The following is a 16,235-nucleotide window of genomic DNA, read 5'->3' on the forward strand; positions in this document are numbered from 1 at the left end:
GTGTAAAAAATGCCGCCGAACTTTTACACGTTGCGCGGACGTGTCAACCGAGTTGCCATGAGGTTGGCAGGACCCCTTGTCCTTGCCCCCGGCAGCGCCCGCCTGTCGGTCGTTGCCCGTAGCGTTGGCGGTGATGTCCGACGCAGCCTCTCCCGATTCTCCCGCGCCCTCCGGCCCCCGTCGTCCCGCTGACGCGGCGCGGAGCGCATCCGAGCGCCCTGCCTGGCGCCGACTGGGCTGGCGTCGGCTGGGCGGGCCCGCTGCGTTCGCCGCGATCGTCCTGCTCGTCGCGGGCACGACCGGCCAGGCCGCGGGAACCGTGATCGCGGGGCGCCTCTCGGGCGACCCCACGGTGGACGCGCTGCTCCTCTTCGCCCTGTGCGTCGTCGGCGGCGCGGTCGTCGACAGCGTCGGACAGGTGCTGTGGGCCGGGGTCGTCGACCGCGCTGAGGGGCGCCTGCGCGGCGATCTGCTCACGGCCGCGATGAGCCAGCCCCTGGCAGTGCTGTCGGAGCAGGCGGTGGGCGAGGTGCTCGACCGCGTCGACGACGACACGCGCGCGGTCGGCTCGCTCGTGCGGCGTCAGCTGTGGGGAGCCGGTCGGACCCTCGTCGGCGTCGTGCCGCTGTGGATCGTGGCGAGCACGACGTGGTGGCCCGCGTGGATCCTCTTCCCCGTCCTCGGCGTGATCGTGGCGCTCGTCGCGCGCCCGCTGCTGCGCGAGATCGCCCTGCGCAAGGTCGCGGAGGAGGAGGCGTGGACCGACCACGCCGCCGCGTTCGAGGAGGCGGTCGCTGCGCGGAACGACCTCCGCACGAGCCTCGGCCAGGCGTTCGCGGTGCGGCGCCTCGCGCAGATCTCGGCCGTCGTGCACGCGCGGCTCCGCACGCTGACGGGCCTCGAGATGCGGCTCATCAACCGGGCGGAGGTGCTGCTGCACGCCCTGCTGGGCGGCGTCGCGGTGACCGGAGCCGTGCTCGCCTTCGGCGGCAGCCTCCCCGTGGAGCAGCTCGTCACGCTCTTCCTCGCGACGGCCCTGCTCGTCGGGTCGGTGTCGAACCTCGTCCACCACTTGCCGGACATCCAGGAGGGCATCGGCGCGCTCATCCGCATCCGGCAGATGCTCGAGGTGGAGCCCGAGCCGGTGGGTGGACTCGACGTGCCGCCCGGCCAGGTCGGGCTGGAGGTGCGCGACCTCGACTTCGCCTATGAGGAGGGCGCCTTCGCCCTCGCCGGGGTGTCGCTCGACGTGCCGGCCGGGCAGACCGTGGCGCTCGTGGGGCGGACCGGTTCGGGCAAGTCGACGCTCGCCGCGCTGATCTCGCGCGCGCAGGAGCCGCCGCGCGGCACGGTGCTGCTGGGCGGCGTCGATGTGCGCGACCTGGATCTGCAGAGGCTGCGCGCCGCGGTCGGCGTCGTGACGCAGCGCACCGAGATCCTGTCGGGCACGCTCGCGGAGAACATCGCGCTGTTCGCGCCGGTCGACCGGGGTGAGATCGAGGCCGCCGTCGCGGAGCTCGGCATCGCCGACTGGGTCGCCGGGCTGCCCGACGGGCTCGACACCGCTCTCGGGCCGGGGGGAACCGCGCTCTCCGCCGGCGAGGAGCAGCTCGTCGCCTTCGCGCGCCTGCTCGTCCGCCACGTCCAGGTGGTCGTCCTCGACGAGGCGACGGCGCGGATGGACCCGCTCACCGAGGCGCGCGTCGTCGCGGCGTCAGAGCGGCTGCTGCGGGGGCGGACGGGCGTGCTCGTCGCGCACCGCCTCACGACGATCGAGCGCGCCGACCTCGTCGCCGTTCTCGACCATGGGCGCATCGTCCAGCAGGGGCCGCGCGAAGCTCTCGCGGCAGCGGACGGCCCCTTCCGCCGCCTGCGCGAGGCGGCAGCGTCCGACGGTCAGATCGACGACGCCGCGCCCGACGCGCAGCCGGATGGCGCGGAGGCGGATGCCCCGGCGGCGGCTCCCGACGCCGGGGCCAGCGTGGGCACGCGGCGCCGCACCGGCACTCCGCCCGCGCTCTCGGAGCCCGGCGATGGGCCGTCGCTCGCGCGCGGCATCCTGCATGTGCTGTTCGTCCGGCCCCAGTGGGGCATCGCGGGCGCGGCGCTCTTCCTCGTGTCGGCGCTCGCCGCGGCGCAGGGCGCGCTGACCGGCTTCCTCTGGGGGCGGATCGTGGAGGCGCTTCAGGCGGGCGAGCTGCCGTCGGCCCTTCTCATCGGGCTCGTGGTGCTGATGCTCATCAGCCCGCTCGCGCTGGGTCGGGCGATCTACCTCTACCCGAGCTGGTGGGTCGAGAACCTGCTGCGCGTCCGCATGCGCGTCATGTACGGCCAGACCCGCCAGCACCGGCTGCCGACGACTCCCGCGGGCGAGATCGTCGCGCGCGCGATGGACGCCGACCGCTACGTCATGTACGCCGACCGCTGGGTCGACTTCGTGAACGGCCTGGTCATCGCCGCGGTCACGGCGCTCGTCTCGCGCTCCTGGCTCGCGGGCGGCGTGCTGCTCGCGGTCATGGTGGTCTCCGCGCTCGCGGCCGCGGTCGGCCGGCCGATCGCCGGTCGCTCGGCGACCCGCTCCTCGGCTGCCCGCGCGCGATTCGGGCGCTCCCTCGTCTCGGCTCTCGATGCCGCGCGCACGGTCAAGCTCGCCGCCCGCACGCCAGAGGTGCACCGTCATCTCCAGGAGGTCGACAGCGGCCGCGTGCGCGCGGCGATATTCGAGCACCGCGTGCAGGCCGTCCTCGACGGCGTCCCGATCGTCGCCCTGCACATCGGAGCGGTGGCCGCATGGGCGGCGTTCCTCTCCGGCGTCTGGGATCTCGCGACCACCCTCCTGGTCGCGAACGCGGTCACGGGCTTCGGATGGTTCGGCGTCGTCGCGGGAGCGGTCGTCACCGAGGCGCCGGGCACGCGCAGCTGGCAGCAGGCGACCGCGCGCTTCGCGGGCGGCGTCGACCTCGTCGATCCGGTGCCCGGTGTCGACCTCGTCGCGGGAACCGCGCCCGAGCCGCCCTCGACGGGTCGCGAGCCGCTCCAGTCGCTGGAGCTGCGCGGCGTGAGCGCGGTGCACGACGACGGCACGCTCGGCGTGACGGATGTCGATCTCGAGGTGCGCCGGGGCGAGCTGATCCTGCTCCTCGGGCAGGTCGGATCGGGCAAGTCGAGCCTGCTCGCGGCGCTCGCGGGGCTCATGGAGCACACGGGCGAGATCCGGTGGAACGGCGTCGAGATCGCCGACGCGCAGGAGTTCCTCCGCCCCGGCCAGGTCGCGCATGTCGCCCAGGTGCCCCGCGTTCTCAGCGGCACCTTCGCCGACAACGTGCGCCTCGATCACGAGCGCGACGTCGACGGCCCGATCGACAGCGCCCGGCTCAGCGAGGACGTCCGCGAGGCGGGCGGCGCCCACGCGCTCGTCGGGCACCGCGGGGTGCGCCTGTCGGGCGGGCAGGTGCAGCGGCTCGCGCTCGCGCGGGCGCTCGCGGCCGACGCCGAGCTCCTGCTCGCGGACGACGTGTCGTCGGCGCTCGATGCGCGCACGGAGATCGAGCTCTGGCAGGCGCTGCGCGATCGTGGTGCGACCGTCATCGGCGCGACCTCCAAGCGTGCCGCGCTGGCCCGAGCGGATCGCGTGGTCGTGCTGTCCGACGGCGAGGTCGCGGCCGTCGGCCCCTGGCGCGAGCTGGCGCCGCGGTGGGCGCACCTGGCGGGGTGAGGCGCGACGCTCGCCGTCCGGCGCGCGTCAGTCCGCGAGTGCGTAGGCCTCCTCGTGGTGGATGGTGTCGATGCCGGCGATCTCGTCCTCATTCCTGACGCGGAAGCCGATGGTCTTCTCGATCGCGAACCCGAGGAGCCAGGTGACGGCGAAGGAGTAGGCTGCCACGCCCACCGAGGCGATGATCTGCACGATGAGCTGGGAGAGGTCGCCGCCCGTGAACAGGCCCGTGCCCTGCGCGAAGAAGCCCAGGTACCAGCAGCCGAGGAAGCCGCCGACACCGTGGATGCCGACGACGTCGAGGGAGTCGTCGAAGCCGAGCTTGTACTTGAGTTCGATCGCGAGGGCGCACAGCGCCCCGGCCATCAGACCGAGCAGCAGCGCCCAGCCGGGGTCGAGGGCGGCGCAGGCGGGGGTGATGGCGACGAGGCCGGCGATGGCTCCGGAGCCGGCCCCGACCGCGGTGGCCTTGCCCTCCTTCAGCTGCTCGACGAGCACCCAGCCGACGATGCCCGCGCAGCCGGCGACCATCGTGTTGAGGATGATCTCGCCCGCATCGGCGTTGTCGGGGCCGAGCAGGCCGAAGGTGCCCTCGGCACCGGCGTTGAATCCGAACCAGCCGAAGAACAGGATGCCGACGCCGATCAGAGTCAGGGGCACGTTGTGCGGCTTGGACACGCCCTTGGCGAAGTGGATGCGCTTGCCGAGCACGAGGGCGAGCGCGAGGGCCGCGGCGGCGGAGTTGATGTGCACGGCGGTGCCGCCCGCGTAATCGATCGTGGAGGCGCCGAGTCCGAGGATCTCCCCGAGGTCGAACACCCAGCCGCCCGCGCCCCACACCCAGCCGGCAACGGGGAAGTAGACGAGCGTGGACCACAGCGCGGCGAACACCAGCCAGGAGCCGAACTTCGCGCGGTCGGCGATCGCCCCGGACACGAGCGCGGTCGTCGCGATCGCGAACGTGGCGCCGTACGCGGCGGTGATCAGGGTGAAGCTGTCGTAGCCGGCGAGGGCGAAGTGCTCCGTGAACGGATTGCCGGCGAACGTGAACCCGGGGAATGATCCGTCCTCGGCATCCGGGATCGCGGACATCCCGAATCCATAGAGCACCCAGAGCATGCCGACGACGCCCATGGCGCCGAAGCTGAGCATCATCATGCTGATCACCGACTTCGCCTTGACCATCCCGCCGTAGAAGAGCGCGATGCCGGGCGTCATGAAGACGACGAGGGCGGTCGCGACGATCGCCCAGGTGAACTGTCCGCTGTCCATGAGGGTCCTCTCGTGCGCGGCGAGGCCGCGCGAGCTCTGGAGACTGATATGCAACAAGGTTTACGGACAGGAGGCGGCGCGCGGGTTTCGCTGTCATGAAGTGCCTGTTTCGCGTTTCCTCGGGGCTTTTACGTGCTTGCAACACGTGCGGCACGCGCCCGTTATCCGTGAACGGTTAATGTCAGGGAACCAGCTTCACTGTTAGTAAACTCCCGGCATCGAACACGGAGACTCCCATGACTCTGACCACCCCGTTCGCCACGGACATCGCGCCGGCGACGCCCAGCCTCAAGGAGCGTGCCCTCGCCGATGGTGTGCGGTTCATCCTTGCCCTGTTCGTCGATCTCAATGGCAAGCCCTGCGCGAAGCTCGTGCCCGTCAGTGCGTCGGACGAGCTCGAGGGCGGCGCCCTCGGCTTCGCGGGGTTCGCCGCCGGCCTGGTGGGGCAGAAGCCCCAGGACCCGGACCTCATCGCCATCCCGGACCTGGACTCCTACACGCCGGTGCCGTTCATCCGCGAGGGTCTCGCGATCGTCCACTGCGATCCGCATGTGGACGGCGAGCCCTGGCCGTTCGCGCCGCGTGTCATCCTGAAGCGCGCGTTGTCCCGGCTGGCCGAGCGCGGACTGAGCAGCAAGGTCGGCGCGGAGGTCGAGTACTTCCTGCTCGACAAGGATGAGGAGGGCCGCCTCGTCACGGCGGACCGCCGAGACGGAGAGCGCGCGTGCTACGACGCGCGCGGCCTCACCCGCATGTACGAGCACCTCACGGCCGTGAGCGATGCGATGAACCGGCTCGGCTGGGCGAACTACGCCAACGATCACGAGGATGCCTCGGGTCAGTTCGAGCAGAACTTCGCCTACGACGACGCGCTCGTCACCGCCGACCGGGTGATCACGCTGCGCTACCTCATCAACGTGCTCGCCGAGCAGCGCGGCATGACGGCGACATTCATGCCCAAGCCGTTCACGGAGCGCACCGGCAGCGGCCTGCACCTGCACCTGTCGCTGTGGGAGGGCGATGCGCCGGTGTTCCCCTCTGCCGCGGACTCCCGCGGATTGGGGCTCTCGGGCACCGCCTACTCGTTCATCGCCGGGGTGCTCGACCACGCGGCGGGGCTGCAGCTGTTCCTCGCTCCGAGCGTGAACTCGTACAAGCGTCGCGGCGCGACGACCAGTGCCTCCGGCGCGACCTGGTCGCCTCGGCGCGCGACGTACGGCGGCAACGACCGCACCCACTTCATCCGCGTGCCGGACGGCAACCGGATCGAGCTGCGCGCGGGCGACGGGTCCGCGAACCCCTATCTCGCGATCGCGACGACCCTGCTGGCCGGGCTCGAGGGGATCGAGCGCTCGGCTGATCCGGGCGACCCGTGCGGCCCCGGGCAATCGCGCGAGGGATCCGCGGAGCTGCCGCGCACGCTGCTGCATGCGGTCGAGGAGCTTCGCCGTGACGAGACGCTGCTGGGCGCCATCGATGCGGGTCGCGGCGTCGGGCGCTACTTCGCGGATGCGAAGGAGGAGGAGTTCCTGCGCTGGCACAACACGGTCAGCGACTGGGAGATCGATCACTACCTCACGGCGTACTGAACACCACCACGTCCTCAGAACACTTCGACAGGAGAAGACCATGTGCGGGATCGCTGCACTGCAGATCCGTAACCCCGAGCTGCGCGAAAGCCTCGGGCAGATGCTGCACGGCATGCTGTGTGAGATCGTCGACCGCGGGCCCGACTCGGCCGGGCTCGCGCTGTACGGATCGGACCGGCTCACGCCGGATGGCACGGCGACCGTGACCGTGCTCGAGACGGGCTCGTCCGCCGATGTCCTGGCGGCGACGATCGCCGCCGTGCTTCCGGAGGACGCCGACGTCACGGTGACCGACTACGGCGAATCCACCCTGATCAACGCGCGCACCGACGCCGCCGTGCTCGAAGACGCCGTCGCCCGCGCGCTGCCGGACGCGCACGTGATCGGCCGCGGCGAGCATGTGGCGGTCCTGAAGGGCGTCGGTCACCCCGTGGAACTCGCCGAGCTCTACCGTCTCACGGCGACCTCCGGTGTGCAGGGTCTGTCGCACACGCGCATGGCGACCGAGTCGGCGGTCACCGCCGGCGGCGCCCACCCGTTCACGGTCTCCGAAGACCTGTGTCTCGTGCACAACGGCTCGTTCAGCAATCACGCGACCATCCGCGGGCGTCTGCGTCGCGTGGGCGTCGAGTTCGACAGCGAGAACGACTCCGAGGTCGGCGCGCGCTACATCGCCTGGCGGATGGAGCAGGGCGCCGACCTGAGAACCGCGCTGGAGGATCTCGGTCGAGAGTTCGACGGCTTCTACACCCTCGTCGTCACGACGGCCGACAGCATGGCTGTCGTGCGCGATCCGATCGCCTGCAAGCCCGCCATCATCGCGGAGACCGACGACTGGGTGGCCATGGCCTCGGAGTACCGGGCCCTCGCCGGCCTGCCCGGCATCGAGGGCGCCCGCATCTTCGAGCCCGACCCCGGCGTGGTCTACACCTGGAGCATCTCGGCGCCCGTCGCCGACCTCACCGTCGCGGAAGGAGCGATCCGATGAGCATCATCACACCCGTCGCGGAGGCCACCGTGGTGGATCTGGCCGTGCGCACCGTCCGCGAGGTGAACCAGTGCCTGCACGACGCCGAATCGGGCACGTCGTGGCTCATCGAGAACCCCGCGGGGCAGCACAACGTCGCCGTCGGCATCGACCGCGAGCTCGATGTGACGGTCGAGGGCAACGTCGGCTACTACTTCGCGGGCATGCATCAGCGCGGGACGATCAGGGTGCACGGCAGCGCGGGCGTCGGCCTGGCCGAGAACATCATGTCGGGCACGGTGCATGTCACCGGCGACGCGTCGCAGTCCACGGGCGCGACCGGGCACGGCGGGCTCGTCGTCGTGGAGGGCAACACCGGAGCGCGCTGCGGCATCTCCATGAAGGGCGTGGACATCGTGGTCGGCGGCAGCATCGGACACGCCTCGGCCTTCATGGCGCAGGCCGGACGCCTCGTGGTGTGCGGGGACGCGGGTGAAGCGCTCGGCGATTCGATCTACGAGGCCCGCATCTACGTGCGCGGCACCGTCGCATCGCTCGGCGCCGACTGCGTCGAGAAGGAGATGCGCGCCGAGCACATCGCCGAGGTCGCCGAGCTGCTGCAGCGCGCCGGTCGACCAGAGGACCCGTCGGAGTTCCGCCGCTATGGATCGGCACGCACGCTCTACCACTTCCACGTCGACAACGCCGGCGCGTACTGAGCCGGAAGGGAACCGCATCATGACTCTCGACCTCGCCCCCGACCTCGCCGGCCCGACGCGCGCCCGCGACCTGTCCGCTCTCGGACTGCGCGAGTCGGCCACGTTCGACCGCGCGACGATCCATGACATCCAGCGCGCCGCGGCCACGGGCATCTACGACATCCGCGGCTGGGGGGCCAAGCGCGCCCTGCCGCACTTCGACGATCTGCTGTTCCTCGGCGCCAGCATGTCCCGATACCCGCTCGAGGGCTATCGCGAGAAGTGCGGAACCGACGTCGTGCTGGGTTCGCGCTACGCGCAGAACCCCATCCAGATCGACATCCCGATCACCATCGCGGGCATGAGCTTCGGCGCCCTGTCCGGCAACGCGAAGGAGGCTCTCGGTCGCGGTGCGAGCGCCATGGGCACCACCACCACCACGGGTGACGGCGGGATGACCCCCGAGGAGCGCGGCCAGTCGTCGAAGCTCGTGTACCAGTACCTGCCATCCCGGTACGGGATGAACCCCGATGACCTGCGCAAGGCCGACGCGATCGAGGTCGTCCTCGGTCAGGGCGCCAAGCCCGGAGGCGGCGGGATGCTGCTGGGGCAGAAGATCACCGAGCGCGTCGCCGGCATGCGCACCCTCCCCGTCGGCATCGACCAGCGCTCCGCCAGCCGCCACCCCGACTGGACGGGCCCGGACGACCTCACGATCAAGATCGCCGAGCTGCGCGAGATCACCGACTGGCGCGTGCCGATCTACGTCAAGGTGGGCGCATCGCGCCCGTACTACGACACGGCGCTCGCGGTGAAGGCGGGGGCGGATGTCGTCGTGGTGGACGGCATGCAGGGCGGCACGGCGGCGACGCAGCAGGTGTTCATCGAGCACGTCGGCATCCCGACTCTGGCGGCCATCGGGCCGGCGGTCGCGGCCCTGCAGGACCTCGGTGTGCATCGCACGGGCGTCCAACTCGTCGTCTCCGGCGGCATCCGCACCGGGGCCGACGTGGCGAAGGCTCTCGCGCTGGGCGCGGACGCGGTCGCGATCGGCACTGCCGCGCTCATCGCGCTGGGAGACAACGATCCGCGCTACGCGGACGAGTACGCGCAGCTCGGCTCCGCGGCAGGGTTCTACGACGACTTCCAAGACGGCCGCGATCCTGCCGGCATCTCCACGCAGGATCCGGATCTCGCCTCCCGGCTCGACCCGGTCGCCGCCGGTCGCCGACTGGCGAACTACCTCAGCGTGCTGACGCTGGAAGCGCAGACGATCGCCCGTGCCTGCGGCAAGTCGCACGTGCGCAACCTCGAGCCGGAGGACCTCGTCGCCCTCACGGTCGAGTCCGCGGCGATGGCCGGCGTGCCGCTGGCCGGAACCTCCTGGGTCCCGGGCCGCGCATGAGGGCGGAGCCGGGCGCGACGGCGCGCTTCGAGAGCGATGTCGTCGCGCCCGGCTCCGTCGTCGCCGAACCCTGGTCCAACGGCGTCGGCATCACCCGGGTGCTCGCGCGGCGTCTGGGCTGGCGGCTGAGCGTCGCCGACATCCGCGGCGCGCACCGCTTCTCGCACTTCCCGGGGCTCGACCGGCTGCTGCTCGTGGCGGGAGACCAGCCCCTCGGCCTCACGATCGACGGACGGGCGCACCGGCTCGACCCGGGTCAGGGTGTGGAGTTCGCGGGCGAGGCGCGGGTCGTGCCGGCGCCGACCGCGCTCGGCGCCACGGTCGTCAACCTCATCACGTCCCGCGCGCTGACCACGACGCGATGGGCGCTCGCGGCGTTCGACGGGAGCCGCCCTGTGCGGGCGGACGAGACCAGCGTCGTCGTCGTGCTGACCGGCGACGTGCGCCACAACGGCGTCCTTCTCCCCCACGGCACCGCGTTCCTGCCCTCCGAGCGCCCGCGGACCGTGACGGGACGCGGCGTGCTCGGCGTCCTGACCATCGAGTCGCAGCGCGACGCCCTCTCCCTCTAGCCGACATCGATCCGAACCGGAGCATCATGTCCGTCACCTCCATCGCCGTCATCGGCGCAGGCCTCGCCGGCGCCGCCACCGCCTGGCAGCTCGCACGCCGCGGTCACGATGTGACCGTGCTCGAGCGCAGCGAGCCGGCTAACCCCTGGGGCAGCTCGCACGGCTCGGCCCGGATCTTCCGGTACGCCTACCCCGACCCGCTCTACACAAGGCTCGTCGTCGAGTCCCGCGCCGGATGGGACGAGCTCGAGCGCGACGGAGGGCGGCGGCTGATCGCTCCCGTCGGCGCCCTCGACCACGGCGCCGAGCGCGACCCGGAGGGTCTGGCCCGCGTCCTCGAGGCGGCGGGCGTCGCGCACGAGCTGCTGTCCGCGGCAGCGGCATCCGAGCGCTGGGGCGGCATCTCCTTCGATGGGCCGGTGCTCTGGCATGGGGACGCCGGAGTCGTCGACGCCGAGTGCGCGGTCCAGACCATGCTGCGTCTCGCCACAGCGGCCGGTGCTGTCGTGCACCGCGGCTGGTCGGTCGCAGCCGTGACGCCCCGGGGGTCCGGGTACCGGGTCGTCTCGCAGACGGGCGAGATCGTCGAGGCCGCGCAGGTGGTCGTCGCCGCCGGCGGCTGGCTGCCCGACCTGCTGCCGCGCCTCGGCCTCGGCCCCGGCGTCCTCCGCGGCCTTCCGACGCTCCAGGTTCGTCAGGAGCAGGTGTTCCACTTCCCGTACCGCGATGGGGTGGGCGAGTGGCCCACGATCATCCACAAGACCGCGCCCATCCGGGTGTACGCGCTTCCGGGCGGACGCGATGCCGGCTTCCGCGGGCAGAAGGTCGCCGAGTACAACGGCGGCCCGGCGATCCCGTCCGCCGCGTGGCACGATCGCGTGATCGACGAGGCCCGGCGTGAGCGGGTCGTCGCGTACGTGCGAGAGCACCTGCCCGGCCTCGAGCCGGAGCCGTACGCCGAGTCCACGTGCCTGTTCACGAACACCCCCGACGAGGACTTCGTGATCGACAGGGTGGACGGGATCACGATCCTCTCTCCGTGCTCGGGCCACGGGGCGAAGTTCGCTCCGCTCATCGGGGAGCACGCCGCTCGACTTGTCGAGGGCGATGCACGGGTGCCCGAACGGTTCCGCCCGCTGTCGGCGCGTGGTGTGCGCGCATGACGGGCGTTGCACGCCTGCTCGGCGAGGTCGCGCACATCGGCGTCGACGCCCGCGGCGGGTACGCGCGTCCCGGATACGGCGACGCCGACCGCGAGCTGCGCGAGTGGTTCGTGGGGCATGCGCAGGCGCGGGGGCTCGACGTGCACCGCGACCGCAACGGCATCGTCTGGGCGTGGTGGCGCCCTCCCGGCAGCAGCGGCCCCGCCGTCGTCACCGGCAGCCACCTCGACTCCGTGCCGGGCGGCGGCGCCTACGACGGCCCGCTCGGGGTCGCGTCCGCCATCGGCGCGATCGACGTGATGCGCGCCCGCGGCCTCGCCCTTCAGCACCCGATCGCGATCGCCGTGTTCCCCGAGGAGGAAGGCTCGCGGTTCGGGCTCGCCTGCCTCGGCTCCCGTCTCCTGGCGGGCGGGGTGCAGGCGGAGCGCGCCCTCGCCCTCACCGACCGCGATGGGGACACGCTCGCCGAAGTGCTGCGGCGCGACGGTCTCGACCCGCGGCATGTCGGCCGCGACGACGAGACGCTTGCCGGTGTGGGGTGCTTCGTCGAGCTGCATGTCGAGCAGGGCCGCGGGCTGGTCGACCTCGGTCAGCCGGTGGCGATCGGCTCCTCCATCCTGGGACACGGCCGGTGGCGCATCACGATCGACGGCCAGGGCAACCACGCGGGCACGACGCGGATGAGCGATCGCAGGGACCCGATGGTGGCGGCGGCGCGCACGGTCGTGGAGATCCGCGATCTCGCCCGGGGGATCCCCGACGCCCGCGCCACCGTCGGACGGATCGAGCCGGTCCCGGGCGGCACGAACGTGATCGCCTCGCGCGTCTCCTTCTGGGTCGACGCCCGCCATCCGGACGACCTCGTCACCGCGGCGCTCGTGACATCGATTCGCGACGCCGTCACCCGGGTCGCAACGGAGGAGGGGTGTGCCGCGGCACTGCAGGAGGAGTCGCTCAGCCCGACCGTCGACTTCGACCACGGTCTGCGGGACCGCCTCCGCTCCGCCCTGCCGGATGCGCCTGAGCTCGGCACGGGAGCGGGCCACGATGCGGGCGTGCTCGCCTCGCGCATCCCCACCGCCATGCTGTTCGTCCGCAACCCCACGGGCATCTCGCACTCGCCCGAGGAGCTGGTCGAGGACTCGGACGCGGATCACGGTGCTGTCGCGCTCGCGGACGCGCTGGAGGCGGTGGCGGGAAGCGCGGCTGATGGCTCCATATGATGGGTCGATGACGATCGACGAAGGCGACCCTGGCGGCGTCCTCGAGCCGATCATCGCCCAGCAGGTGCGCCGATACCGGGCCGAGCTCGGGTACACCGCCGCCGAGCTCGCCGCCCGCACCGGGCTGTCGAAGGCGATGATCTCGCGCATCGAGTCGGCAACGACATCCTGCTCCCTGACCACCCTCCAGCGGCTCGCGGAAGGGCTGGGAGTCCCGGTCACCGCGCTGTTCCGGGGAAGCGACAGCGACCGCGAGGCCTCGTTCACGAAAGCGGGGCACGGGAGCGTCAGCGTCCGCAGCGGCACTCAGCACGGGCATGAGTACCGGATGCTCGGCGTGCTGAAGGATGTCCCCGGCGCGATCGAGCCGACCCTCGTCACCCTCACCGACGCGTCGAACGTCTTCCCTCTGTTCCAGCACCCCGGCACCGAGTTCCTCTACATGCTCGAGGGCAGCATGGTCTACGGACACGGCGGCTACGAGTACGAGATGGAACCGGGTGACTCGCTCCTGCTCGACGGCGGGGCGCCCCACGGCCCGGTCGAGCTGCGCGAGCTGCCGATCCGGTTTCTCGCCATCCGAGATCGGTGGCGTCTCTAGCGCTCGAATCGAGCGCTCAGCTCTCTGCGGGACGGGCCATCGTGGACGCGATGCGCGAACAGTGGGCGCTTCCGATCCGCGTCCTGTTCGGTGCTCACCTCAGAGTCGGGGAACTCGTCGCGCTCCAGCGCGGCGACTACGACCCCGCCGAGCGGCTCCTCAACGTGGAGAGGTAGACGGTCCGGTCCTCGGCGAGTCCATCACCACGCCCACGAATACGGGCAACGCGCGCCCGTCGCGCTCCCATCCAGCGTTGCCGCGGAACTGGAGGAGCACCTGGCCGCCTCGACCGGATTCCCGAAGTTAGTCCCTCGTGCAGACGGAGCCAGCATCACCTGGAACGCGCTCGGGCAGGCGTGGCGGAAAGCGGCCCTCAGCATCGGGCTCGGTCAGTTCCACGTCCACGACGTGCGGCACGCGGGGCTCACGATGGCCCCTGAGGCCGGAGCCACGGTCCGCGTACTGATGGCGCGCGGAGGTCACCGCACGGCCCGCGCGTCGCTGATCTACCAGCACGCCGCAGAGGAAAGGAATGCGACCCTTGCGTCCGTACTGCACCGCGACTTGATCCGACGCGTCGCCCCGTTGGGCTCTTCGAGTACGGGAACGCTGCCCTGCGGCTGGCTGAATCGGTAGCGGCGTGGGGCGGCTCCCTACAATATCTAGAGTCCTTGGGTAGGGTCGTGACGTGACGCTGCCTGGGCTTGAACTCGTTGAACCTCGTACCCCCAAGCGGGTACGGCGCGCGGCTGTCACCTTCGAGGGCGGCCTGGACGCTCCGTTCCATCGATGGTTCCGTCTGACGCCGAGTTTCTCTCCGGATCTTGTCCGCGGATGGCTCGGCAAGCACGACATGGGTCCGGGGCAGACGATCCTTGAGCCGTTCGCAGGCGCCGGAACGACGAACATCGTCGCGAAGGAGGCTGGGATCGACTCCATCGGTGTGGAGATCAATCCTTTCCTGGCCTTCGTGGGGCAGACCTGTCTCGACTGGACTCCGACCGCACAGCGCTTCAGAGAGGCCGCGGCCAACGTTGTAGCTGCCGCAGCAGAGTCAGTCGACGGTGGCCCGCGCGACCCGGCCGAGTTCGCGGAGAGTCTCGGAGAAGCCCTGCCCCCAATTCACAACGTCAGCCGCTGGTGGCGGGATCAGGTGCTTCGCGAATTGGTGGCAATCCGTCACGCGATCAATAGGCAGGATGGTGACGTCGCGAACCATCTGAAGTTGGCGCTCGCCCAGATTGTATACTCCACAGCGAACATCACGCTGGGGCGCCTGCAGGTCGCGTTCGTCGATCGCTCCTCCGAAGAGATCGCAGTGTTCGGCCCCTTCGCGCACATGGCTGAGAAGATCGCCGCCGACCTCGAGATCTCCGATCGGTTCCCCCGAGCTATCGGGACTATTCACAACGCAGACAGCACCATTCTGGACTTCGTCGAAGACGGATCTATCGATGCCGTGTTCACATCGCCCCCGTATCCCAATCGCTACAGTTACGTCTGGAACACTCGTCCGCACCTTTACCTGCTCGAGTTCTTCTCGACTCCAAAAGAAGCGGCGACGCTTGATCTGCGGACGATCGGCGGTACCTGGGGCGCGGCGACTTCCGCATTGATGAAGGGGGTCATTGAGCCGCGCCCTGCCGTGGAAAGTGCAGCGGGATCCGTCATCGCACGCCTCCATGAGGTGTCGCCGCTCATGGGCAACTACGTCACCAAGTACTTCAACTCGATGGACCTTCATATCTCAGCAGTCCGGCCGAAACTGCGGAGTGGGGCGAGCGTCGGATATGTCGTTGGCAATTCGGAGTCCAAGGGGGTCATGGTCGAGACTCACGACATTCTCGGGGAGATTTTGGTAGCCAATGGATTCTCGCGGATCGACCACGAGGTGCTCCGGAAGCGGAACAGTGGGGCGGGCTTGATCGAGGTCACGGTGTCCGCCACTGCGAACTGATGACTATATTCTGTCGATAACGGACGGTCGTTCTAGCACCGTGGGGGAGTGACAGAAGCACTCAACAAGCGACTCGCGGCCCGGGTTGCTGCTCTCAGGGCGGACCGCGGGTTCAGCCAGGAGCGCCTGGCCGAGCACGCTGGACTTCACCGGACGTACATCGGTCAGATCGAGCGTGGCACAGCAAACGCCACGCTTGCCGCGGTCGAAAAGATTGCGGCCGCGCTTCAGGCCGACACTGATCGCCTGCTCTGCTCGGGTGGACAGGATGGCTGAGTCATCAGCGACGACGCAAGCGCGATTCCTGCAACTGCTCCGGCGCGCGCTGCAAGGTTGGCGGGACAAGGTTGACGCTGACTTCAGCGCCGCGAGCGCGCTGCGTGAGTTGAATAGTCTCGAGTCGGATCCTGTCTACTCGCAGTTCGGGCTCGCGTCCAATGGGTATGTGCTCATACGACTCATGGGGCGGATGAGTATCAGCATTGGTCGGCGCCTCGGCGAGCTGTACGACAACCTTCCGAAGTTCGTTGCTGCGGCACGCTTTGGCCTGACTCCAAGCGATGTGGCCGCGAAGATCGCTGGTCTGAATCTTGACGTCTGCATCCCCTTCGGTCTGCTGAGTGCGGAGGATCGGGAGCTCGCTATCGCATCGACCGAGTTGGCCACGGGGGCGACCGTGCCAGCGGACCGCCGAGGGCTCGGTATCGAGATACGTTACAACTTCAACCCGAACGACAGTGCTCGTCTTCGTAAGGACGTTGCGATGGCGGAAGGATTGATCGCGGAGAACCTCGTGCCCATTTATTTGGTCTTCAGCGGGATCTCTCCGCGGGCTGAGGCGATCGCTCGGCTCAAGCGGGCGGGGTGGCTCTTCCTCGTCGCACACGATGCAGCCGACTACACGAAAGCGCTACTCGGTCTAGACCTGTCCTCGTTGTTGAGCAACGCGGACGTACAGGACGAAGTCCGGGCAGAGACAAGCGCCCTCATGTCCGCGATTGCGACTTCGGACGCTATGCGGAACGCGCTTCGGGACTTCCCAACCGATCGCGCCTAGGGTATACAGCGCGACA

14 protein-coding genes are annotated in these 16,235 nt (G+C 70.2%); 13 read left to right on the forward strand and 1 reads right to left on the reverse strand.

Annotation, left to right across the window (positions count from 1 at the left end):
• Positions 1–133 precede the first annotated feature (133 nt).
• A complete protein-coding gene (locus ACOWU6_RS04960) occupies positions 134–3,715 on the forward strand; it encodes an ATP-binding cassette domain-containing protein (RefSeq protein ID WP_421074921.1) in 3,582 nt (1,193 codons plus the stop codon).
• 27 nt (positions 3,716–3,742) lie between these two features.
• Here the strand turns inward: ACOWU6_RS04960 and ACOWU6_RS04965 are convergent, their stop codons facing one another.
• A complete protein-coding gene (locus ACOWU6_RS04965) occupies positions 3,743–4,987 on the reverse strand; it encodes an ammonium transporter (RefSeq protein ID WP_421074922.1) in 1,245 nt (414 codons plus the stop codon).
• A gap of 236 nt (positions 4,988–5,223) precedes the next feature.
• Between ACOWU6_RS04965 and glnT the strand changes: the two genes are divergently transcribed.
• The 12 genes from glnT to ACOWU6_RS05025 all read left to right on the forward strand — a co-directional run bounded on the left by glnT (position 5,224) and on the right by ACOWU6_RS05025 (position 16,219).
• The gene (glnT, locus tag ACOWU6_RS04970; RefSeq protein WP_421074923.1) at positions 5,224–6,576 is read left to right on the forward strand and encodes a type III glutamate--ammonia ligase; all 1,353 of its coding nucleotides are present in this window, start codon (positions 5,224–5,226) and stop codon (positions 6,574–6,576) included.
• A gap of 40 nt (positions 6,577–6,616) precedes the next feature.
• Entirely contained in the window at positions 6,617–7,564 is a 948-nt protein-coding gene (locus tag ACOWU6_RS04975; protein ID WP_421074924.1) for a glutamine amidotransferase, read from the forward strand.
• Complete coding sequence (locus ACOWU6_RS04980; protein WP_421074925.1) at positions 7,561–8,262, forward strand: protein glxC; 702 nt, start codon at positions 7,561–7,563, stop codon at positions 8,260–8,262. Before ACOWU6_RS04975 ends, ACOWU6_RS04980 begins: the two co-directional genes overlap by 4 nt.
• A gap of 19 nt (positions 8,263–8,281) precedes the next feature.
• A complete protein-coding gene (locus ACOWU6_RS04985) occupies positions 8,282–9,646 on the forward strand; it encodes an FMN-binding glutamate synthase family protein (protein ID WP_421074926.1) in 1,365 nt (454 codons plus the stop codon).
• Positions 9,643–10,218 (forward strand): HutD family protein, encoded by a 576-nt coding sequence (locus ACOWU6_RS04990; protein WP_421074927.1) that lies wholly within the window; start codon positions 9,643–9,645, stop codon positions 10,216–10,218. The genes ACOWU6_RS04985 and ACOWU6_RS04990 overlap by 4 nt, the downstream gene beginning before the upstream one ends.
• 26 nt (positions 10,219–10,244) lie before the next feature.
• Positions 10,245–11,381, forward strand: coding sequence for an FAD-dependent oxidoreductase (locus tag ACOWU6_RS04995; protein ID WP_421074928.1), 1,137 nt, complete (start codon positions 10,245–10,247; stop codon positions 11,379–11,381).
• The gene (locus ACOWU6_RS05000; RefSeq protein ID WP_421074929.1) at positions 11,378–12,604 is read left to right on the forward strand and encodes an allantoate amidohydrolase; all 1,227 of its coding nucleotides are present in this window, start codon (positions 11,378–11,380) and stop codon (positions 12,602–12,604) included. Before ACOWU6_RS04995 ends, ACOWU6_RS05000 begins: the two co-directional genes overlap by 4 nt.
• Before the next feature lie 7 nt (positions 12,605–12,611).
• A complete protein-coding gene (locus tag ACOWU6_RS05005) occupies positions 12,612–13,205 on the forward strand; it encodes an XRE family transcriptional regulator (protein ID WP_324013038.1) in 594 nt (197 codons plus the stop codon).
• A gap of 50 nt (positions 13,206–13,255) precedes the next feature.
• Positions 13,256–13,381 carry a hypothetical protein gene (locus ACOWU6_RS05010; protein WP_421074930.1) on the forward strand — a complete coding sequence of 42 codons (126 nt, stop codon included), beginning with the start codon at positions 13,256–13,258 and terminating at the stop codon, positions 13,379–13,381.
• Positions 13,382–13,893: 512 nt separating this feature from the next.
• Positions 13,894–15,162, forward strand: a complete 1,269-nt coding sequence (locus ACOWU6_RS05015; protein ID WP_421074931.1) for a hypothetical protein — start codon at positions 13,894–13,896, stop codon at positions 15,160–15,162.
• A gap of 48 nt (positions 15,163–15,210) precedes the next feature.
• Entirely contained in the window at positions 15,211–15,438 is a 228-nt protein-coding gene (locus tag ACOWU6_RS05020; RefSeq protein WP_421074932.1) for a helix-turn-helix domain-containing protein, read from the forward strand.
• Positions 15,431–16,219 (forward strand): hypothetical protein, encoded by a 789-nt coding sequence (locus ACOWU6_RS05025; protein ID WP_421074933.1) that lies wholly within the window; start codon positions 15,431–15,433, stop codon positions 16,217–16,219. Before ACOWU6_RS05020 ends, ACOWU6_RS05025 begins: the two co-directional genes overlap by 8 nt.
• Positions 16,220–16,235: the final 16 nt, after the last annotated feature.

The organism is Microbacterium sp. SA156 (assembly GCF_049065455.1).
Taxonomy (GTDB): domain Bacteria; phylum Actinomycetota; class Actinomycetes; order Actinomycetales; family Microbacteriaceae; genus Microbacterium; species Microbacterium barkeri.